We start from the raw sequence: 21,830 nt of genomic DNA, 5'->3' as shown, positions 1-21,830 counted from the left end.
GCGGAACTTTTCCGCCCGCCCGGCGTCTCTCTTGTGCTGCGCTGTGTTGCCGCGACGTGTGTGGTGCGCGGAGGGAGGACGCCATGATCGGACGGGCAATCGGAATTGCGGTCGTGGTGCTTGCGATGGCGCTATCGGGTGACGCGATCGCCCGAGGCGGCGGCGGACACGGCGGCGGCCATGGCGGTGGGCATGGTGGCGGCCATGGAGGACATGGCGGTGGCCATGGCCACGGTGGTGGCCATGGACGCGGCGGGCATGGCTTCGGCCACATGCATTTCGGCGGCGGCCATCATGGCGGGTTCGGCCGCTCGCACGGGATCTCGCGATCAGGCTTCGCCGGCCATGGCGCCTTCGCATCGCGCGGGGGCGGCAATTTCGGCCGGATGCGCAATGCCGCGATCGCACCAGGCCATATGCGCAATGCGTTCAACTCGCTGTCGCGCAACGGCGCATTGCGCAACGGCCGGCTGTTGAGCAACCCTGCGGCGCGTGCGCAGATCGCCGCGGCTGCGGCGCTCGCCGGCTGGCACGGCGGGGCGGTGGCCAACGGCTGGTGGCAGCATCCCGGCGGCGGCTATGGCTGGGTCGGCCCGCTGTTCTGGCCGTTCGCGTACAACGACATCTACGACTACGCGATCTGGGGCGACGACATCGGATTCTGGGGCTACGGCTATCCGGACATCTATGCCGGCATCTTCGGGCCCTATGGGTATGACGATCTCAGGGCCTATCTGCCGGAGCGCCGGACGGGCCGCCGTTACCGCGGCGGCGGGCGCATCGAGCAGATGTGCGGCAATGATAGCCGTTCGGTCGCCGGCCTGCCGGTAGATCAGATCGCGGATACGGTGCAGCCGACCGAAGCGCAATCGGTGGCGCTCGGCGAACTCGGCAACTCGTCGCTCGCGGCTGCCCAGGTCATTCGCGCGGCATGTCCCGCGCAGGTGGTGTTGACGGCGCCGAATCGGCTCGCCGCCATGCAGCAACGGATCGAAGCGATGGTCACCGCGGTCGGAATCGTGAAGCCTCCGCTGGAGAAATTCTACGGCCTGCTCGATGACGAGCAGAAAGCGCGGCTCAACGCGCTTGCCGAGAACCAGCGCAAGGAAGCCGCGGCCCGTGATCCGAGCGCGACGGTCGCCCAGAGCTGCGGCGCCGCACAGCCGGCGATGCAGGAATGGCCGACCGGCGAGATCGAGGCGCGGCTGCAGCTCAGCGACGCCCAGCGCGGTGCGCTCCAGGCGCTGCAGGATGCCAGCGCCGACGCCGCGCGGAAGCTGAAGGCCGCGTGCCAGACCAATGAGGCGATGACCCCGCCCGCACGTCTTGCCTTCGTCGCCAGGCGGCTCGACGTCATGCTGCAGGCGGTCAAGGATGTCCGCGCCGCGCTCGAAAATTTCTACGCCACGCTCAGCGATGAGCAAAAGGCGCAGTTCGAGGCGATCGGGCCGAAACGATCGGCTTAGAGCCTCGGCGGTTCGCGTGAAAACGCGGCGAGCGAAATCCCCGCAGCCTCGGCCCTGACGCAATCAGAACCGAAACGGGCTTTATTCCATGAGTTCGACATCAATTCGCGCGCGGATCGGCCGCGGGTGTGGCCGCCGGGCCATAGTGTGCACCTCTTGCTCGGCACCGAGTCGACTCTGCGGTTCACAGGTTGCGCCAAGGCCAGCTATGTTTGCCGTGCTTTCAAGGTGCGGCGATGTGGTGGTTCAGCAAGGACGAGCACAAGGATATCTGGGACGATCCCGTCGCGCACCCGCTCGGCGACATCGAAGCTGCGCAGCGGATCCGTGCGATCTGCCGCGATGCCGCCGGCTGTGCCGAGGCGGTCGGCTCGCCCGACAAGCGCTCAGCGAAGAAGCAGCAGATCGAGCGTGATCGCTACGAGCGTGCCGCCAAGGTCGCGATGGAGACCGCGATGAAGATCTCCGACGAGCTGGTGCGGGATTCCGCGGTGCGCGAGATCGTCGGTCTCTGCATGAAGGCCAATAACATCAAGACGGGGCGGGCGCTGCTGCGCGCCATCCACGCGGGCTCGATCAAGGCGGAAGTTTTGAGGGAGCATCCGACGCTTGAGGGCGAGCAGGCCTGAGGTCGTCCGGTAGCCCGGATGGGGCGTAAGCGAAATCCGGGACGGTTCATCAACGCGCGAGAAATCCCGGATCGCGCTTCGCTTCATCCAGGCTACGCAGCTGAGTCGCCCTAAATTTGTAGCTCCGTCATTGCGAGGAGCGATAGCGACGGAGCAATCCATGCTTCCGCATATGCCATACGATGGATTGCTTCGCTTTGCTCGCAATGACGGAGGATCGTGCGTAGCCCGCATGAGCGAAGCGATATGCGGGAACGGTTTCCCGGGTATCGCTTCGCTCATGCGGGCTACGGACTGATCTCACCAACCTCTACGCCTGTCCGCCGAGCGTGCGGACCGCTTCGTCGACGCTGCGGAAGACGTGGTCCCGCGGCAACACCTCGTAGAGACCGAAGCGCCCGAAGGCGTCCTGCGCGCGCTCGGATTCGAGCCGCGCCACCGCCACCGTCACGCCCTCATCGCGGCATTCGCGAAATAGGTCGCGCAGCGTCTGCGCCGCCGTGAAATCGATCTCGATCATGCCGCTGGCCTCGATCACCAGCAGCCGCGGCTTGGGTGTCGCCCCGCTGATGGCCTGGAGCACGCCGCTGTGGAAGCTTTCCGCGTTGAGGAACGACAGCGGCGCCTGCAGGCCGACGACGGCAATGCCGGGCTTGCGCTCGCCTGTGACGTGCGGGCCCGTCGGCCACCAGATCGTGGTGCCGGGCACGTGGACGAATTCCGCCAGCTGGCCGCGCGTCGTGGTCCAGATGCCGTGCAGCAGCGACAAGGCGATGCCGACGGCGACGCCTTGCTCGATCGGCAGCACGATGATCGCGGCTGCCGTCGCCACCACCAGCAGGAATTCATAGAACGACTGGCGGAAGATCGCGACGATCTGCGTGACGCGGATGATGCGCAGCGCCACGAACAGCAGCACGCCCCCGAGTGCCGCGTCGGGCACGTGCCGCAGCAGCGTTGCGCCGAACGCGAGCAGCGCGAGCACGATGGCCGCGGCAAACAGCCCCGAGAGCTGCGTGCGTCCGCCGGTCTCCGACACGATGCCGGTCCGCGGCGGGCTGGCGTTGACCGGAAAGGCGCCGAACAGCCCGGACAGCAGGCTGCCGGCACCGGCGCCGAGGAAGTCGCGATCGACGTCGGCCGGCTTGTCCGGATCGGACAGGAACGAGCGCGTCGTCGCCGCGGTCTGCACCATGATGACAACGGCGATCAGGATCGCCAGCGACAACAGCTTGATCCAGCGCTCCGGCGCGATGTCCGGAAACGATGGCGTCGGCAGCGTCCCGGGCACGGTGCCGACCACCTTGACGCCCTTGCTTTCGAGATGGCCGGCGATCACGGCGACGGTGGCCACGACAAGGCCGATCAGCGCGCCCGGAATGCGTGCGCTGATCTTCTCCGATCCGGCGACCAGCGCCAGCACGCCGAGGCCGATCGCCAGCGTGTAGAAATTGGTTTGACCGATCTTCTCGGTGAGCACCCCGAGCTTGTAGAGCGTCGGCCCTTCCGGCGTGGTCAGGCCGAGCACGCCGGGTAATTGCGAGACCAGGATGTGGACCGAGATGCCGGCGAGGAAGCCGACCGTCACCGGGGTCGACAGTAAATTGGCGATCCAGCCGAGCTTGAACAGGCTGCCGGCGATCATGATCGCGCCGACCATCAGCGCCAGCGCCATCGCGAGCGCCTGATAGTCCGGCGAGCCGGCGGTCGCCATCAGCGCGAGGCCGCCGGCGAAGATCGGCGTGATCGTGGAGTCGGCGCCGCAGGACAGGAAGCGGTTGGCACCGAACATCGCAAAGCCGAGCGAGCCGGCCATGAAGGCGAAGAAGCCGATCTGCGGCGAGAAGCCGCCGAGCCGCGCGGTCGCCATCTGCTCCGGGATCGCAATCGCGGCGAGCGTCAGCCCGGCGATCAGGTCACCCGGCAGGTCGTTTGGCCGGAACGACCTGAGCGAACGGAAGACCGGCCAGCTGGCGCGTGTCTGACGATCCTGGCCCATCGGTGCCCCGTGAGGATTGCGGCGATTCCGCGATAGTCCGACATCGCGCGGCCAAAAGCCAGCCGACGGCACCCTGCGTCGGCGTGAAGGCCTAGCCGATATTTTGCAGCGCCGGGAAGGTTTCCAGCAGCCAGACGCTGACGCTCGAGACTGCGCCGGTCAGGAAGCCGATGCCGGTGACCACCATCAGCACGCCCATCACCCGCTCGACGGTGTCGAGATGGCGCTTCATCCGCGCGAACAGCGAGGAGAACTGCTTGACCATGAAGGCCGCAAGCAGGAACGGGATGCCGAGCCCGGCGGAATAGACCGCGAGCAGGCCGGCGCCCTTCGTCACCGTGGCCTCCGCGGCCGCGATCGAGAGGATCGCGGCGAGGATCGGCCCGATGCATGGCGTCCAGCCGAAGGCGAAGGCAAGGCCCATGACGTAGGCGCCCCACAGCCCGACCGGCTTCGGCGCGGTCAGCCGCCCCTCGCGCATCAGCAGGCCGATCCGGGTCACGCCGAGGAAGTGCAGCCCCATGATGATGATGACGATGCCCGCCAGGATCGAGAGCTCGGCCGACCAGGCGCGCACCAGCCCGCCGACAAAGGAGGCGCTGGCGCCGAGCGCGACGAACACGGTGGAGAAGCCGAGCACGAACATCAGCGCCGCCGTCATCACCGCGCGCTTGGAAGCCGCGGTGGCGCCGTCCTGGTTGACCTGCTCGATGGTCGCGCCGGTCAAATAGATCAGATAGGGCGGCACCAGCGGCAGCACGCAGGGCGAGAGGAAGCTGACCAGACCGGCGATCAGGGCCGCCGGGATCGAGACGTCGTGCATCAATGAAACCTTCGCAGAATAGCGCTCCTGTCTTGGCGTCTATGCGGCCAACAATCCAGAAGTTTCGTCGTCGCAGCCTTCAACTATGGTCACAGGCCCGTGTGCGGGTCGACTCTCGTGGCAGGCGCGGAATGACGGTGAGGCGAGCACGCCGCGCGGCTCCCACTCTCGCAAGGGGGAGGGAACCCTTCCGGCGGTGCCTCGCTCACGCACCAATCACTAATGCGGATTTTTAGCGACAAGCGGCACCACACATTCGCTGTCGTCCCGGCCTAATGCGCAATTGCACACGGGGGTCGGGACCCATAACCACCGCTGAGCTCGGTTGCGCGACGCTGGAACGACGAGTCTCACCGACAACATCGGCCGCGGCGTATGGGTCCCTGCTTTCGCCAGGACGACCATGTGGAAGCAGTGAGCGCATCACGACCGCAGTCACCAACATCATCGGCGCTTGGCTGGACGTGGCGTGTCGAACTCCCGGCCACGGATTCGCACCAGGTCGTCGGCGGAATTCGTCAGCAGCACGACCGTGGCTGTGCGCGCCGTCTCCGCATCTCCGGCGGCGATCGCGTCCAGCACCGCGCGGTGCTCGCGCAGCGCCCGCGGACGGTGCGAGCCCGGCGCTGCGATCGTAAAACTCTGGCGCAGCGTGATCTCGAACATCTGCGCGATCGGCCAGAAGAATTCGTTGCGGGTGGCGAAATAGATCGCCTGGTGGAACGTAATGTCGGCGGCGACGAACTCCTCGTTGGTCTGCGCGGCGTCCATGCCGTCGCATCCGGCGCGGATGCGGGCGACGTCGACCTCCTCGGCATGGGTCGCCGCGAGCGCTGCCGCGGCCGGCTCGACCGCGGCGCGCAGCTGGAACAGCTTGGCGAGGTAACGGTCGATCTCCGCTGTCTCGAGGTGCCAGCGCAGCACGTCGGGATCGAGCTGATTCCACTGCTCGGGCGGCCGAACCCGCGTGCCGCTCTTGGGCCGCGACTCGATCAGGCCCTTGCCGGTCAAGGTGCGGATCGCCTCGCGCACCACGGTGCGGCTGACGTCCATCATCTCGCAGATCCGGATTTCCGGCGGCAGCGTTTCGCCGACGCCGATCTCGCCGCGCACGATGCTGCTGCCGACGCGGTCGGTGACCTGGCTGTGCACGCTTCGACGCAACGCGTTGGATGTCTGGAACATCGAGGGCCTCGCTGCGGTTGCAGCCTGCGCCGCCGCCGAGCCGCGCCCTTGCACAACCGTATCCGTTTTGTCATACATTATGACAAATCGGCTGCCAAGCTCACGCCGTCAGGCGGGTGGCCAACACAATAAAGATCCGTCCCCGGGAGGAGCACCATCATGACGTCGAACCGCGTGAGCCGCCGCATTGTGCTGCAGTCGTCGGTCGCAGCGACCGCGTGGCTTGCCGCCGCGCCCGCCATCATCGGCCGCGCCGAGGCTGCGGTGATGAAAATGCGATGCTCGTCGTCGCTTCCGAACGATCCCAAATACGCCAATGGCCGCGTCTACTACGACAATCTGGTCAAGAGTCTGAAGGCGAACGGACTCGGCGAGCAGATCGAGGTCACCTTCTTCCCCGACAACCAGCTCGGTCAGGAGATCGACGTCATCAATTCGGTGAAGCTAGGGGTGATCGACCTGATGGTGTCGGGCTCGTCGATCTCGGCGAATCTCGTGCCGCTGGTCGGCACCTTCGACCTCGGTTACCTCTTCACCAGCTTCCAGCAACAGACCAAGGCGTTCGACGCCGGCGCGGCGAAGCCGATCGAGGCTGCGCTGCTCAAGGGCGCCAGCATTCATATCATCGGCTGGGCCTATAATTTCGGCGCGCGCAGCGTGCTGGCGAAGAAGCCGGTGAAGACGCCGGAGGATCTCGCCGGCCTGAAAATCCGCACCTTGCCCAATCCGATCATCACCGAGTGCCTGCGGCTGATGGGCGCCGCCGCAACGCCGCTGGCGTTCGGCGAGATCTATACTGCGCTGCAGGCCGGCGTGCTCGACGGGCTCGAGCACGATCCGCCGACCATCCTGGCGAGCAAGTTCTACGAGACCGCGAAGCACTATGCGCTGACCCAGCACATCTTCTCGCCGCTCGCGGTCTATTTCAGCGACACCAGCTTCAACCGCATGGCTTCCAAGCTGCGCGAAGGCTTTCTCGACGCGGCGAACAAGGCCGCGACCGACACCCGCGCGCACGGCCTTGCGGTGGAGAAGGAGGCGCTGGCGGCGTTGGTGGAGAAGGGCGTCACCGTCGTCGAATGCGACAAGGAGGCATTCCGCAAGCGCGTGCTGCCGCAGACCGACAATTTCATCAAGGCGCGGCCCGAGGCAAAGGCCGTCGTCGACCTGATCCGCGCCACCCAGGCCTGAGGTCGGCGCATGTCAGTCGCCGCAGTCGAGGCGAGAAGCACCGCTGATCGGATCACGGCGCCGCTGCTCGCCATCAGTGACGCGATCGCCGCGCTCCTGCTTGCCGCCGATCTCGTGGTGGTCTGCGTCGCGGTGCTGGCCCGCTTCCTGTTCAACGCGCCGGTCGAATGGTCCGACGACGTCGCCCGCGGCCTGATGGTCGGGTCGAGCTTTTTCGGCGCGGCAAGCGCGCTCGCCCGCGCCGAAAATCTCGGCGTCGCCTTCTTCGTCAACATGCTGCCGCCGGGCGTGCGGCGGGTGGTCGACGCGGTCGGTGCGCTGCTTGTCACCATCATTGCCGGCTATGTCGCGTTCAACGCCGTCAAGATGGGCTGGCTAACCACCGGTCAGACCTCCGGCTCCGGCCTGCCGCTGGAATGGACGTTCTATCCGATGGGCGTCGGCGCGGCGTTTATGACGATCTTCGCGTTCGAGACGTTCTGTGGCCGGCCGTTGCGCGACATGACGGTGGCCATCGTCGCGACTGCCGTCATCGTGGGTCTCTATCTCGCCTGGGATGCATTCGCACCATCGTCCGTACCGTCATCGCAAACGTTGATGCTGATCGGCTTCTTCCTCACGCTGTTCGGCGGACTGCCGATCGGCTTTGCGCTGGCGCTGGCGGCGCTGATCTTCATCTGGGCCGAGGGCACGCTGCCCGGCGTGATCTTCGCCCAGCAGATGGCGCGCGGCATCGACAATTTCGTGCTGCTCGCGATCCCGTTCTTCATCCTGGTCGGCTACCTGATGGAAGCCAACGGCATGTCGGTCCGGCTGATCGAGCTGCTGCAGCGCGCGGTCGGACGGATGCGCGGCGGGCTCAACGTCGTCATGGTGATGTCGATGGTGCTGTTCTCCGGCATCTCGGGCTCCAAGATGGCCGACGTTGCCGCGGTCGGCTCGGTGTTGATCCCGGCGGCGCGCCGCTCGCGGCAGAACCCGGGCGGAGCGGTGGCGCTGCTCGCCGCCTCCGCTGTCATGGCGGAGACGATTCCGCCCTGCATCAACCTCATCATCCTCGGCTTCGTCGCCAACCTGTCGATCGGCGGACTGTTCGTCGCCGGCATGTTGCCGGCCGCGCTGATGGCGCTGGCGCTGATCGCGGTGTCGATCATCTTCGGCAAGCGCCCCGCGGCGAACGTGGAAGCCGAGCCGCGCGTCGCGGTATCCGGGCTCTGGACCGGTGCGATCGCCTCGTTCGGGCTGATCTTCATGATCTTCTTCGGCTTCAAGAGTGGCTTTGCCACCGCGACCGAGATTTCCGCCTTCGCCGCGGTCTACGCCATCGCCGTCGGCAGCCTGCTGTTCCGCGAGCTCGGTGCGAGGAGTCTGGCGCATTGCTTCGTGCATGCGGCTGTTCGTTCGGGGCTGGTGCTGTTCATCGTCGCCGCGGCGCAATCGCTGGCCTTCATTCTGACGCTGCAGCAGGTGCCGCATGCCGTCGGCGACCTCATGCTGGCGATCTCGGGCAGCCACGGCGTCTGGCTGTTCATGCTGCTGTCGATCCTGGTGCTGGTGGTGATGGGCTCGGTGCTCGAAGGCGCCGCGGCGCTGATCATTTTCGGCCCGCTGCTGCTGCCGGTTGCCGTCAAGCTCGGCATCGATCCGCTGCATTTCGGCGTCGTGCTTGTGATCGCGATGGGGCTCGGGCTCTTTGCTCCGCCACTCGGCCTTGGGCTCTACGGCGCCTGCCTGATCGGCAACGTGCCGATCGAGCAGACCATCAAGCCGATCGCGGGTTATCTCGGCCTGCTGTTGCTGTGCCTGCTGGTGATCGCCTTCGTGCCCGCCATCAGCACGGCCTTGCCGCATGCGCTCGGCTACTAGGGGGGTGGGATCGTGAAGGTGCTGCTTGCCCATACCCCGCAGATGCGCCGCGACTATTATGGCGAGCGCAGCCTGAACGGCCTGCGCGCGGTCGCCGACGTCATGCTGCACGAGGGCGAGGACGCGCTCGATGCGGCGGCGCTGGTCGAGGCCGCGGCCGATGTCGACATCATCGTCGCCGACCGCATGACGCAGGGGCGAGGGGAGATCTTTCCGCAGCTGCCGAAGCTGCGCGCGTTCGTGCGCTGCGCGGTCGATATCCGCAACATCGACGTGGCTGCGGCCTCCGCCGCCGGCGTGCTGGTGACGCAGGCGAGCGCCGGCTTCGTCCAGTCGGTCGCCGAGCTCGCGCTCGGCTTCATGGTCGATCTGTCGCGCGGCGTCTCGCGCGCCACCGCGGATTATCACGCGGGCAGGGCGCCCGAGGTCGTGATGGGCCGCCAGCTGGCGGGAAGCGCGATCGGCATCATAGGCTATGGCAGCATCGGGCGCTATCTTGCCGGGATCGCAAAAGTGCTCGGCATGAATGTGCTGGTCGCCGATCCCTACGTAACGATCGATGATGCGGCGATCGGGCATCTGCCGCTCGACGATCTGCTGGCACGCGCCGACTACGTTGTCTGTCTCGCGATCGCCAACGCGCAGACCGAGAACCTGATCGGGCAGGCCGCACTGGCGCGGATGCCGAAGCACGCATTCTTCATCAACCTGTCGCGCGGAAACCTCGTCGACGAGGCGGCGCTGTTGGCCGCGCTGCGCGATGGCCGCATTGCGGGTGCCGCGATGGATGTCGGCCGCGCGCCGGACCAGATGCCGACGCCCGAGCTTGCGAAGCTGCACAATGTGATCGCAACGCCGCATGTCGGCGGGCTGACGCCGCAGGCGATCGAGCATCAATCGTCGGAAACGGTACGCCAGGTCGCGAAGATCGTCGCCGGCGAGATACCCGTCGGTGCGGTCAATGCCGGCTACTGGACACGGCGGCCTCGGCCATGAAAGTTTGGCGAAGCCCAATGTCGTCCGCGGGGCTGGACAAGAGCTTCGCATCCGGCCCAGACTTGGCCCGCATAACCGCGGCCCTTGAGCGCGCGGACAATCAATGAACGGACGTCCCGCAACAAACGACGGGCGCCGAGAGGGAAACAGGGAGGCATCACATGGCTATTTCACGCCGTGACGTTTTGTTGGGCAGCGCCGGTGCTTTGGGCGCCGCATCATTTTCCTTCCCAGCGCCTGCCATCGCACAGTCGGAACCGATCAAGATCGGCTGTCTCGCGGCGATCACCGGCCCGAGCTCGGCTCCGACGGTCGGCTTCAATCGCGGCGTCAACTTCGCGGTCGACGCCATCAACGGCGCCGGCGGGGTGAAGGGCCGCAAGATCGAGCTCGTGATGCGCGACACCCAGGGCGATCCGACCAAGGCGGTGAACGCGACGCAGGAGCTGATTAGCCAGGCCAAGGTGCACGCGATCTGGGGTCCGCTGAACTCGGGCGAGGCGCTGGCGACGACGCCGATCATGGCGCGCGCCAAGATGCCGGACCTGCATCCCTGCGTCGTCGAGACCCTGATCGACCCGGTCAAGTTCCCCAACGCGTTCCGCATCGCGCCGTCGAACAACCAATGGGACGATGCCGTGCGCAATTACTGTCTCAAGATCCTCAAGGTGAAGAAGGTCGCCGTGATCGGTGACACCACCGGCTATGGCGTCACCGCGGTCGGCGCTTCCGTCGCGGCGTTCAAGAAGGACGGCGCCGAGGTGGCCTATCAGGCCAATATCGACGCCACGCAGCCCGACATGACGCCGGACATGCTGCGCGCCAAGAATGCCGGCGCGGAAGCGATCGTGGTGTGGAGCGTCTCGACCGGCATGGAGGCGCGCATGTTCAACACCCGCGCCGCGATGAACTGGGACGTGCCCTTTGTCGGGCATCCCTCGATGGCGTCGGGCGAGCTTGCGAGCCTGGTCGCCAAGCCGGAGAACTGGAAGAAGGTCTACGCGATCGGCTACAAGAGCTGCAGCTATGACGGCGCCGGCAAGCTGCCGCCGAAGAGCGCGGACCTGGTCGCGCGCCTGACCAAGGCCAACATCGCGCTGAACGACACGCTGTTGTGGTGGGTCGCGGGCGGCATCGATTGCATCGAGCTGATCGCCAAGGCGGTCGCCGAAAGCGGCTCGACCGACAGCGCCGGCATCATCAAGTACTGGAACACGCTGTCGACCTATCCCGGCTATTTCGGCAATTACCGCTTCTCGCCGACCGAGCACAACGGCTACCTGACCGAAGAGATCGTGATGTCGGAAGCCTCTACTGCCAAGGACGGCACCTTCGCGCTGGCGCCGGGGTATACATAGAAGGGCGAGGGCGCAGCCGATGCTGGCCTCGATCCTCGCATCCGGTCTCGCGGCGGGCGCGATCTACGCGCTCGTCGGCGTCACCTACAACACGATGTTCTCGACCTCGCGGGTGATGAGCTTCACCGCCGGCCAGCTGGCGATGCTGGGCGGCGTGTTCGGCTCGATGTTCACGCTGAAGCTCGGCCTGCCCATTGCCGTCGGCTTCGTGCTGACGCTGCTCTGCTGCGCGGTGATCGGAATCATCACGGAATTCGTCGCGGTGCGGCCGGTGCTCAAGAGCCTCGACCAGCATCTCTACGTGCTCTCGACCCTCGCGGTCGCGCTGATGATCCAGCAAATCACCGCGATCAAATGGGGCACCGAGCCGCAACCGTTCCCGCGCATCGCAGGATTCGGCGAGGGCGTCCTTGATGAGAAATTCTGGCTGCCGGTCCTCGCCTGCGCCGTCACCATTGTCGGCCTTGAATATCTCTACCGCCGCACCCTGGTCGGCCGCGCGTTCCTCGCCATCGCGGAGGATAATTTTGCGGCGCGGGCGCTCGGCCTGCCGGAGCGCAATCTGCGGGTCGCGAGCTACGCGCTCGCCGGCGTGGTCGGCGGCATCGCCGGGTTTTCCGGCGGGCAGTTGCTGCTCGCCTTCTTCGCCAACGGCGCGCTGCTCAACTTCTACGGCTTCGTGCCGGTGGCGCTGGGCGGGCTCGGCAATAACAGAGGCGCGATCATCGGCGGGCTGGCGCTCGGCCTGTTCCAGCAGGCGGCGAACTTCCTGGTCGGCGGCATCTTCTCCTCGGTCGCGGTGTTCACGCTGTTCATCGTGGTGCTGCTTGCCGCGCCGCAAGGGCTGTTCGGCGCCTCGACCGCGCGGAGGGTGTGATGACGTCGGTCGTGGCCACTCCGTCCCGAACCGACAGCGGCGTGTGGCGCGCCGCGCTGCCGCACGTCCTGCCCTTCCTCGGCATTCTGGTGGCGGCGGTGCTGCTGCCGTTCGTCAGCAACGATTACTGGGTGCTGATCGGCACCCGCATGGCGATCTACTGGGTGCTGGTGTCGGGCCTCAATCTGGTGGTCGGCTTTGCCGGTCACCTTGCGATCGGCTATGTCGCGCTGCTGACGCTCGGTGCCTACACGACGAGCGTGCTGGTTGCCGGCAACGTGATGCCGGCGATTCCGGTGTTCGTCGCCTTGCCGATCGCCGGCCTGATCGGCGCGATCTTCGGCGTGGTCGTCGGCCTGCCGGCGCTGCGCCTGCGCACCTTCTACTTCGCCATGTCGACGCTTGGCTTTGCAACCATCGTGACCCAGATCGCGCTGGCCTGGCAGAGCGTGACCGGCGGCGGCATTGGCATTGCAGGTCCGGAATTCCCGCCGCCGTTCAATACGCCGTGGGGCTTCTACGCCCTCTGCATCGCCTTCGCCGCGCTGACCACCTGGATGAGCGCCAATGTCGCGCGCAGCCGGTTCGGCCGCGCGCTGATCGCGGTGCGCGACGCCGAGGTCGCCGCTGAGGCCAGCGGCATCTCCAAGCCGAAAATGCTGATCGCGATCTTCCTGTTCGCCGGCGCGCTGGCGGCGATCGCCGGCGGATTGTTCGCGACCCTGCAGACCTACATCACGCCCGATGCGTTCACTTTCGATCTCTCGGTGCTGTTCTTCATCGCGATCCTGATCGGCGGCCGCGGCTCGATCCTCGGGCCCATGCTCGGCACCATCATCCTGACCATCCTGCCCGAGATCGCGGCGCCACTCGCGGCGTGGTCGACCTTCCTCTACGCGGTGCTGCTGCTCGTGATCGTGCTGGTGATGCCCGGTGGCATCGCGGCGCTGCTCGATTTCCGCAACCGCCGGCCGCTCGCCAGCAACCGCGCCATCGTTCCGCGTCCCGCTGCACTCGCCGACATCGTGCGCCGCAGGGACGGCGGCAAGACGCTGCAGCTGCGCGGCATCGCGCTGAGCTTCGGCAATGTGAAGGCGATCGATGGTCTCGATCTCGATATTGCGCCCGGCGCGATCCACGGGCTGATCGGACCGAACGGCAGCGGCAAGACCACGACGCTCAACGTGATCTCGGGCTATTATGCCGCCAAAGCCGGCACCATGACGCTTGGCGGCGAAGTCCTGGCCGCGGGCCAGCCGGTCAAGCGCGCCGCGTGCGGCATCGCACGCACCTTCCAGACGCCGCGCGTGATCGGCGAAGCCTCGGTGCTGGAGAACGTCATGATCGGCGGCTCGATCGAGGGCCGGGCCAATTTCGTCGAGGCGATGCTCGCACTGCCGCGCAACGGCGCCGACGAGCGTCTGCTCGCGGCAAAGGCGCACGCGCTGCTCGGCGTCGTCGGCCTCGAGGCGCTCGCCGACATACGCGCCGATCGCCTGCAGCACAGCGAATTGCGCTTCATCGAGATCGCGCGGGCGCTGATGCTCGATCCGGACTTCCTGCTGCTCGATGAGCCCGCCGCGGGTCTCTCCAATGACGAGATCGAGCGGCTCGCCAGCCTGATCAAGGCGGTCTGCGGCCGCGGTACCGGTGTGCTGCTGGTCGAGCACCATGCCGATCTGATCTTCGATATCTGCCACCAGGTCACCGTGCTCAATCTGGGCCGGACGCTGGCGGCGGGAACCCCGGCGGAGATCCGCATCCACAAGGAGGTCGTCAGTGCCTATCTCGGCGGCTGAACCGTTGCTCGCGGTCAATGGGCTGCAGTCCGGCTACGGCAAGATCCGTGTGCTGCACGGTATCGACATCAGGATTGCCACCGGCGAGGTCGTGGCGCTGCTCGGGCCCAACGGTGCCGGCAAGACCACGCTGCTGCGCGCGATGTCCGGACTGTTGCCCGTCACTGCCGGACAGGTCCGGTTCGGCGACCGCGACATGACCAACGCCACGCCGCGCGATGCCGCGCGTGCCGGGCTGGTGCATGTGATCGAGGGACATCGCGTGTTCACGCAGATCTCGGTGACCGACAATTTGCTGCTCGCCGGCTATGACCTGCCGCGCGCCGAGCGCGCCGTGCGCATCGAGGAGGCATTGGCGTTCTTTCCCGAAATCGCCGAGAAGCGGCATGAACGCGGCGGCGCGCTGTCGGGCGGGCAGCAGCAGATGCTGACGGTGGCGCAGGGCCTGGTTCGCCGGCCGCGGTTGTTGATGCTCGACGAGCCGTCCGCGGGACTGTCGCCGGTGCTGGTCGATCGCGTCCTCAACGTCGTCGGCCGGCTGCGCGAGCAGGGTACCTCCGTGCTGCTGGTTGAGCAGCTCTTGGAGAAGGCACTCGCCTGTGCCGATCGCGTCTACGCGCTGGTGCAGGGTGCGATCGCGCTGGAGGCGCCGACTGGAGAGAGCGACCTCGCGCATCGGCTCGAGCGCGCCTATTTCGGCCATGAGAGCCACGCGTTGCAGACCTAGCCAATGCAACCTGTGTGCTCGACGCCAACGGCCACGCAACTTGTGATCGGATGCGGCGTCGACTACCGTTGTGGCGCAATCTGCACGTGCGTCATAAAATGGCACGACAGGTGCAGGCGGCTTTGCTAAGCTTCACAGCGATGCCCGATTGTGGATATTTGTCGCGTTGTTTTTAAGACTTGTTGCGGTTGCCTGCGTCTGCAGCTCTCTTCAAGAGGCCTACGATGCAATGTTTGCGTTGCGGTTGTCAGAACAGGGCGACCAATGAGTATTGCGAAGGGTGCGGGGCCTCTCTCGGAATTACGTGTGAAGCTTGCGGCCACCTGAACGGATCAAGCAGCCGCTTTTGCGGAAAGTGCGGCGCTGCGTTGGCGACGGCGATTGACGCGACCCGGGTTCAGCCGTCGCACGAGCATGCGCTGAGGAGCCTGCATGCCAAGGGTGGGGAGCGGAAGCGCCTCACGATCCTTTTCGCTGATATCAGCAACTCGACGGGCATCATCGATAGCCTCGGAGATCCCGAGCTGGGCATGCGCCGCTTGCAGCCGGTGCTCGACCTGATGAACGAGGCGGTTCACCGCTACGGCGGCGTCGTCAACAAGGCCCAGGGCGACGGCGTCATGGCGATGTTCGGCGCCCCGCAGCCTCATGAGGATCACGCCGTTCGGGGCTGTCTCGCGGCGTTGGCGATGCAGGATGACGTCAAGCGGCTGCATGACGTCGATATGCAAATCCGCGTCGGCGTCCACACCGGTGAGGTCGTCTTCCAGGCCATCGAGCACGGCATCTATCAAACCTATGACGCCGCGGGCGCGAACGTGCACCTCGCCAGTCGACTGGAGCACCTTGCCGAGCCCGGCACCATTCTGGTCTCGAGGGAAACCTACGCTGTCGCGAAGCAGTTCGTGGAGGTGGAGTCGCTTGGCGAGCAGGCCATTCGGGGGCTCGCGGCTCCCGTCGAGGTGCTCAGGCTGAGGGGCCTTCAGCATGCGCCGTCGAGCGGTGTGTTCCGGACCGGACGACGGTTGAGTCCCTTGACCGGCCGCGCCGACGAGTTTGCGGCGCTGACAGCTGAACTCGAGAACACCCGCAAGGGAGATGGCCGGGTGATCGGTGTCGTTGGCGAAGCCGGCATTGGAAAGAGTCGCCTTTGCTTCGAATTTGCCGAGAGTTGTCGCAGCAAGGGCATCCGCGTCTTCGAGGCGCGTGTGCTCGCGCACGGCCACGCAACGCCGTTTCAGCCGGTGCTGGCGCTGCTTCGGGATATTTTCGGCCTTCGCATCAAGGAGGAAGCGCCGGACGTTTTGCGCCGCCGTGTCTTCGACCGCTTGGCGGCAATGCCGGTCTCCGATCATCTGGCACCCGTGCTGCTGGAATTCCTCGGTCTGGCGGACCCGCACCAGCCCGCGCCGAAACTGGATCCCAAGGCCCGCAAGGCCCAATTGCTCGATTTCGTCGGCGAACTGGTACGCGCCGCACCTCGTGACAATGTGACGGTCGTCCTGATCGACGATCTGCACTGGATCGATCCGGCGAGCGAGGAGTTCGTCGAGGCCCTTGCCGACGCCGTGGTCGGAACCACGACGATGCTGCTGGTCAATTTCAGGGCCGGATTGAGCGCGCCGCTGATGCAGCGGTCGCATTACCGGCAGATCAACATGGCTCCGCTTGGGCCCGCGGAGGCGCAATCGATCTTGCGCGATCATTTTGGTACCGACCCGTCGCTGGCGCTGTTGAGCCGGAACATCGTCGAGCGCGCGCACGGCAATCCGTTCTTCCTGGAAGAGCTCATGAGCGCCCTCGTCGAGCGCGGCGACTTCGAGGGCGGGAAGGGCGCGTACCGGCTGAAGGGCGGCATCGATACAATCCCGCTTCCGACGACCGTGCAGGCCGTGGTCGCGGCGCGCATCGATCGCCTCGACGAACACGCCAAAAGAGCCCTCGAGGTCGCTTCGGTTGCCGGGCGCGAGATTTCGTTGTCGGTACTCGATGCCGTTGCCGGTCTGGCGAAGGCCGAGCTGCTGGAAGCCGTGGGACATTTGCGACGCGCCGAATTGCTCTACGACGTGCCTCCCTTCGAGCAGCGGCTGATCGCGTTTCGTCATCCGCTGATCCAGGAAGTCGCTTATCTGTCGCTGTTGCACGAGCGGCGCCGCGAGCTTCACGCGGCCGTCGCGCAGGCGATCGAGAAGCTGTTCAAGGATCGCGCCGAGGAACGGGCGTCGCTTCTCGCCTACCATTGGGAGCATGCCGGCGAACATTTGAAGGCGGCGCAGCAGCACATGCGTGCGGCGGTCTGGGTCGGCGCGAACGATCCCAGTCAGGCCTTGCGAAGCTGGAAGAAGGTGCGTGAACTGCTGACGCACCAGCCCCCATCGCAAATGACCGACTATCTGAAGATGATGGCCTGTGGCCAGATCGTGAATTTCGGCTGGCGCGAGGGAATTTCCGCCGCCGATGCGCAGGTCTATTTCGAGGAAGCCCGCGGCCTCGCGCTCGCGATGGGGGATCTGCGCGCCAACACGCTGATTCACGCTGCCTACGGCCGGATTTTGGCGAATGGCGGCTCGGCCGACGAATATGTCGAGCGGGTGCTGGAAGCCAAGGCGCTTGCCGACACCGGCACCGACACCAGTGTCCAGGTCACGCTGAAGGCCATTCTCTGCCACGCTCTCCGGCTCTCGGGACGGATGTCGGAGGCGCTGCAGATGAACATGGAGGCGGCCGCGCGCGCCTCGGAGATCGTGAAGTCGGACCGGGAGACGCTTGGATTCGACGTCGAGGTCTGGTTGACCGCCATGCGCGGGCAGACGCTCGTGATGCTGGGGCGCGGGTCCGAGGCCCGGCCGCTGCTCGATCGCGTGCTGCAACTGGATGGCAGCCAGGTCGATGCCATTCACTATGTCATTCCGAGCCTCGCCTATGTCGACCTCGCCTGGTCCGAAGGCGACGTCGGACTGGCCCAGCACCACGCCGATCGCGCCTTCTCGCTCGCGGTCAAGAGCGGCAATCCGTATTTGCGCGTCTACGCTCAGGCCAGCCGCGGCCTGTCCCATATGGTGGCAGGTCGGATCACATCATCGATCGAGGACCTGACGGCCGCGCTCGACTTCGCGCGAACCCGCAAGGCCGGCCTCGAAAACGAAGCACGGATTCTCGCCGATCTGGCGAACGCGTATCGGCAGAAGGGAGATGCGGCGGCGGCGTTGTCCGCCGTCGACGAGGCGATTGCGGTTGCGGTTAAGCGGCACGCGCGCATTCCGGAATGCCTTGCCCGATCGGTTCGCGCCGATCTGCTGTTGCGCTCCGGGCGCGGCGATGAGGCCGAGGAGGGCACGAAGGAACTGGATCGCGCGACCGCGCTGCTTCACGAGACCGGCGCAATGATCTTCGCGCCCTTTGTCGGTGGCGCGGGAAAGACGGTCAAAGCTAGTCGAAGTTCGAACGAAGCCAATAATATTTGAGTTGCGAGCGAAAATTGTTCTGATCCCATTCGGATGATCTCATGTTGTTCGCGAATATGACGGGCGAACCGGTCGGCAAAGGAAGCGCCCGCACGCGCAGGGACGCGCTCCTTTGCGACATCCTGGCCGATTTCAGGCGTGCGTTTTCCGATCTGCTTTTCGAGCTCGACGAAGGCAGCGCAACCGTCAATGCTCAGGCCTTCATTCGTGGCAACGACCGGGTCGTGCGGATCTATGGCGGACTGGCTTACCACGCGGCGATGAACGCCGACGGCCTTGTCTTCGCCCTGCTTCACGAAGTCGGACACCATCTGTCGAAAGGCGGCCGGCTCGCCGCCAACTCCGAGCTCGGTTGCGAGTGCGCGGCGGACCGCTGGATTCTCGCCAAGGGCGCAGCCCGGCTACGCAAGCAGACCGGGCGTACGCTGTCGATTCAGCGCGCGGTATCGAGCATCGAGCAATTGACTGCGCTTGCCGCCTGCGGCCTGGGAGCTCGCAAGCGCGGTCCAAGCGTGTGCTGGGCCGATCATTGGCCGAGGCGCAAACATGTACTGGTTCGACCGGAAGCCGCGCCGGCAATTCCGCGGTGCTATCTGTCCGAGTTCTTACGACTGAATCAAATTGCACAAAGGGAGACGACAAATGGGTGCGCTACTTCCCGTCGGCAGCGGTCCCGATGCTGAAATCGTGGACCGGCTGAATGAGCTCTTCAGCGGCAAGGATCTGGCTACTCTTCGCAAGCACAACAGGAAAGAAAAGCTGTTTGATCCGAGCCACAGGTTGCGGCGCGTCGCGTTCCGCATCGGTGCCTATCCGAGCAAGGATTACGGGAAGGACGATGCCAAGCGGAAATGGTTCTTCTTTCTCCATCATGTGCTGCCTCAGGAGACGCAAGAGGCGATCAAGAAGATCCTGGGCGACGCGATGACCCGAACCGCGATCAAGGCGGTGAAGTTCTCGGTCGAGGAAAACAGCGTGGTGACTCATCCGCATCTGTTTCCGAGCAACAACGAGCCACTCGCGAACTACCTGAATGGGGCCGGTACCGCCTATCTTGTCCATCTGGTCGTGCAAGGGCCGATGGATGACAGCGCCGAAGATCCGCCAGGCGACAACGACCCGGACAGCGGTGAACAGCCGATCGCCTGGCCCGAGCTTTCGCTCCGCAGGCCAACGTTCAGGCGCGCCAAATCAGGCGGCGGGAAGGGCGCCGGCAAGAAGAAAGCCGTCAGCAAGAAGAAGGCAGCCAAAAAGGCGGCCAAGCGTCCGCGCAAGCGTTGACGACGCGATCATAGCGGTTGATTGTGGCGGCAAGGGTCGACGGATGCGTCGGCCCTTCTGTCTCCAGGTCGTCCTGAAATCTGGCTGGTGGCAGCGCCTGCTGCCGGCTGCCCAAAGTCCGCTACGGCGTCGGTCCAGCCTGTTCCGTTGCGGATGGAATGCTGCTTCCGATGCGACTTCCCTTTTTCTACGGCTGGATCATCGTCGCGGTGACCTTCGTCACCATGGCGATCGGCGTCAACGCGCGTACGGCGTTCTCGCTGTTCTATCCGCCGATCATCTCGGAATTTGGCTGGGAGCGCGGCATCACGGCGGGCGCCTTCTCGTTCGGCTTTGTCGCCTCGGCGATCGCAAGTCCGCTGATCGGCCGGTTGATGGACCGCGGCGGTCCGCGCGCGGTGATGGAGCTTGGCGTGCTCTTGATGGGTTCGGGTCTGCTGCTGGCGCCGCTGACCACGCAGCCCTGGCACCTCTATCTCACGATCGGCGTGCTGGTCGGCGCTGGCAGCGTCTGCCTCGGCTATTCCGGACAATCGTTGTTCGTGCCGAACTGGTTCCTCCGCCGCCGCGGACTTGCGATCGGGCTCGCCTTCGCCGGCGTCGGTATCGGCTCGGTGACGCTGCTGCCGTGGGTGCAGCACATGATCGAGCACACCGGCTGGCGCACCGCCTGCACCGCAATGGGGATCGTGGTGCTGGTCGTGCTCGCGCCGATCAATCTCTTGCTGCACAAGCGGCCGGAGGACATTGGCCTGCAGCCGGACGGCGATGCCGCGCCGACAGCGACGTCAGCCAGGCCGGCATCGAATATCGTCGACCCCGTGTGGGCCGGCACCGACTGGACGCTGTCGCGTGCGCTGCGCACCGCGCGGTTCTGGTGGATCGCGATCGGTTATTTCTGCGGCCTGTACATCTGGTACGCGGTGCAGGTGCATCAGACCAAATTCCTGCTCGACATCGGCTTCAGCTCCAATGTCGGGGTCTGGGCGCTTGGCGTCGTCAGCCTGCTCGGCATTCCCGGCCAGATCTGGCTCGGGCATCTCTCCGATCGGATCGGCCGCGAATGGGTGTGGGCGATCTCCTGCTTCGGCTTCGTGATCTGCTTCGCCGCGCTCGCCGCCTTGAAATACTGGCCCAACATGGCGCTGATCTATCTCATGGTCTTCACCCAGGGCGCGCTCGGCTACGGCCTGACATCCGTGATGGGCCCGGTCGTGCTGGAGATCTTCCAGGGCAAGCATTACGGCAGCATCTTCGGCACCGTGATGCTGGCTGCGCTCGCCGGCGGTGCTGCGGGCCCCTGGATCACCGGCCAGCTCTATGATCTCTCGGGCAGCTATACCAGCGCCTTCCTGCTTGGGATCGCCTTCAGCCTGCTGTCGGCGTTTGCGATCTGGCAGGCCTCGCCCCGCAAGGTCCGCGCCGTCGCCGGACAGGTGCACAAGGTCGCAAGCGCGTCCTGACGCGTCAGGCCGACGAAACGCCGATGGCGCGCTGCAGGTCGGTGATCGCGCGCAGGCAGCTGTCGGCGGGGGTGGTTTCCGGATCGATCAGGCGGTGCAGGCGGAAACCATCTTCCAGCGCCAGCACGATCGCTCCGGTCCAATCCGGATCGAGTCTGCCGTTCCGGCCGCTGTTCTTCTGCGCAGTCGTGACGATGTCGGCGATCAGCTTGCGCCGCGCGCGCAGACGTTTGGCGAGCTCGGGCCGGCGCTTCTCGGCGCGCGCCACGAACAGGATCATCTCCATGTGCAGGAGAGGGGAGCGGCCGAGTGGATCCTGCCGGCTGCGATCCATGGTGCGCAGCGCCTCGAGGAAGTCGGCCAGGTTGCTGTGCCGGGCGAGCAAGTCGAGATTGCGCCGGATCGATTGCTCGACGTGATCCTCGAGCATCGCGAAGATCAGCTCGTCCTTGCTCTTGAAGTTCGAATAGAAGGCGCCGCGGGAGAAGCCCGCCGCGGCCGCGATCGCCTCGATGCTGGCGCCGCCGATGCCCTGTTCCTCGAACACCCGCGCCGCCGCCTCGAACAGCTTCTCGCAGGTGTCGTCCCGTGTCGGTCTGGTTCGAACCCTTGACATCGGCGCATTTTAGGGCAGAATGCAACTCGATACAAGAGTGTATCGAGTTGCATTCGACAGAACCAGAACAGCCGCATCCGTGATGATGCG

General features: G+C 65.7%; 17 protein-coding genes. 13 read left to right on the top strand and 4 right to left on the bottom strand.

The annotated features are described in order from the left end of the window. Positions 1-83 precede the first annotated feature (83 nt). Both ACVMIH_RS16690 and ACVMIH_RS16685 read left to right on the top strand, forming a co-directional pair. On the top strand, positions 84-1,466 hold the full coding sequence (locus tag ACVMIH_RS16690) for a Spy/CpxP family protein refolding chaperone (RefSeq protein WP_456862524.1): 1,383 nt from the start codon (positions 84-86) through the stop codon (positions 1,464-1,466). 236 nt (positions 1,467-1,702) lie between these two features. After that, a complete protein-coding gene (locus ACVMIH_RS16685; protein WP_028332513.1) occupies positions 1,703-2,095 on the top strand; it encodes a hypothetical protein in 393 nt (130 codons plus the stop codon). Positions 2,096-2,405: 310 nt separating this feature from the next. Here ACVMIH_RS16685 and ACVMIH_RS16680 read toward each other — a convergent pair whose 3' ends face one another. The 3 genes from ACVMIH_RS16680 to ACVMIH_RS16670 all read right to left on the bottom strand — a co-directional run bounded on the left by ACVMIH_RS16680 (position 2,406) and on the right by ACVMIH_RS16670 (position 6,102). Next, positions 2,406-4,094, bottom strand: coding sequence for a SulP family inorganic anion transporter (locus tag ACVMIH_RS16680; protein ID WP_456862522.1), 1,689 nt, complete (start codon positions 4,092-4,094; stop codon positions 2,406-2,408). Positions 4,095-4,185: 91 nt separating this feature from the next. Beyond that, entirely contained in the window at positions 4,186-4,917 is a 732-nt protein-coding gene (locus ACVMIH_RS16675; RefSeq protein WP_016846251.1) for a cytochrome c biogenesis CcdA family protein, read from the bottom strand. Positions 4,918-5,361: 444 nt separating this feature from the next. Then, entirely contained in the window at positions 5,362-6,102 is a 741-nt protein-coding gene (locus ACVMIH_RS16670) for a FadR/GntR family transcriptional regulator (RefSeq protein WP_456862520.1), read from the bottom strand. A gap of 159 nt (positions 6,103-6,261) precedes the next feature. Here ACVMIH_RS16670 and ACVMIH_RS16665 point away from each other — a divergent pair, with 159 nt between their 5' ends. The 11 genes from ACVMIH_RS16665 (at position 6,262) to ACVMIH_RS16615 (ending at position 21,124) form a co-directional block, all read left to right on the top strand. Further along, positions 6,262-7,293 (top strand): TRAP transporter substrate-binding protein, encoded by a 1,032-nt coding sequence (locus tag ACVMIH_RS16665; RefSeq protein WP_057015024.1) that lies wholly within the window; start codon positions 6,262-6,264, stop codon positions 7,291-7,293. 9 nt (positions 7,294-7,302) lie between these two features. Next, positions 7,303-9,159 carry a TRAP transporter large permease gene (locus ACVMIH_RS16660; protein WP_057015025.1) on the top strand — a complete coding sequence of 619 codons (1,857 nt, stop codon included), beginning with the start codon at positions 7,303-7,305 and terminating at the stop codon, positions 9,157-9,159. Between the two features lie 12 nt (positions 9,160-9,171). Next, a complete protein-coding gene (locus ACVMIH_RS16655; protein WP_057015026.1) occupies positions 9,172-10,155 on the top strand; it encodes an NAD(P)-dependent oxidoreductase in 984 nt (327 codons plus the stop codon). A gap of 161 nt (positions 10,156-10,316) precedes the next feature. Next, positions 10,317-11,513 (top strand): ABC transporter substrate-binding protein, encoded by a 1,197-nt coding sequence (locus ACVMIH_RS16650; protein WP_225164325.1) that lies wholly within the window; start codon positions 10,317-10,319, stop codon positions 11,511-11,513. A 19-nt stretch (positions 11,514-11,532) separates the two neighbouring features. Beyond that, positions 11,533-12,390, top strand: a complete 858-nt coding sequence (locus tag ACVMIH_RS16645) for a branched-chain amino acid ABC transporter permease (RefSeq protein ID WP_050385417.1) — start codon at positions 11,533-11,535, stop codon at positions 12,388-12,390. After that, the gene (locus tag ACVMIH_RS16640; protein WP_168857180.1) at positions 12,390-14,189 is read left to right on the top strand and encodes a branched-chain amino acid ABC transporter ATP-binding protein/permease; all 1,800 of its coding nucleotides are present in this window, start codon (positions 12,390-12,392) and stop codon (positions 14,187-14,189) included. Before ACVMIH_RS16645 ends, ACVMIH_RS16640 begins: the two co-directional genes overlap by 1 nt. After that, a complete protein-coding gene (locus tag ACVMIH_RS16635; protein WP_456862517.1) occupies positions 14,170-14,916 on the top strand; it encodes an ABC transporter ATP-binding protein in 747 nt (248 codons plus the stop codon). Before ACVMIH_RS16640 ends, ACVMIH_RS16635 begins: the two co-directional genes overlap by 20 nt. 224 nt (positions 14,917-15,140) lie before the next feature. Then, positions 15,141-18,380: an AAA family ATPase gene (locus ACVMIH_RS16630; RefSeq protein WP_456862515.1), complete on the top strand. Its 3,240-nt coding sequence runs from the start codon at positions 15,141-15,143 to the stop codon at positions 18,378-18,380. 41 nt (positions 18,381-18,421) lie between these two features. After that, positions 18,422-19,063 carry a hypothetical protein gene (locus tag ACVMIH_RS16625; protein WP_456782064.1) on the top strand — a complete coding sequence of 214 codons (642 nt, stop codon included), beginning with the start codon at positions 18,422-18,424 and terminating at the stop codon, positions 19,061-19,063. Further along, a complete protein-coding gene (locus ACVMIH_RS16620; RefSeq protein WP_057015031.1) occupies positions 19,023-19,661 on the top strand; it encodes a hypothetical protein in 639 nt (212 codons plus the stop codon). The genes ACVMIH_RS16625 and ACVMIH_RS16620 overlap by 41 nt, the downstream gene beginning before the upstream one ends. A gap of 170 nt (positions 19,662-19,831) precedes the next feature. Beyond that, positions 19,832-21,124, top strand: coding sequence for an MFS transporter (locus tag ACVMIH_RS16615; RefSeq protein ID WP_253625857.1), 1,293 nt, complete (start codon positions 19,832-19,834; stop codon positions 21,122-21,124). A gap of 4 nt (positions 21,125-21,128) precedes the next feature. Here the strand turns inward: ACVMIH_RS16615 and ACVMIH_RS16610 are convergent, their stop codons facing one another. Then, complete coding sequence (locus ACVMIH_RS16610) at positions 21,129-21,740, bottom strand: TetR/AcrR family transcriptional regulator (RefSeq protein WP_057015033.1); 612 nt, start codon at positions 21,738-21,740, stop codon at positions 21,129-21,131. Positions 21,741-21,830: the final 90 nt, after the last annotated feature.

It is taken from the genome of Bradyrhizobium sp. USDA 4503 (genome assembly GCF_054055815.1).
Note: the sequence above shows the minus strand (reverse complement) of the source record. Positions and strands in the feature narration are given on the sequence as shown.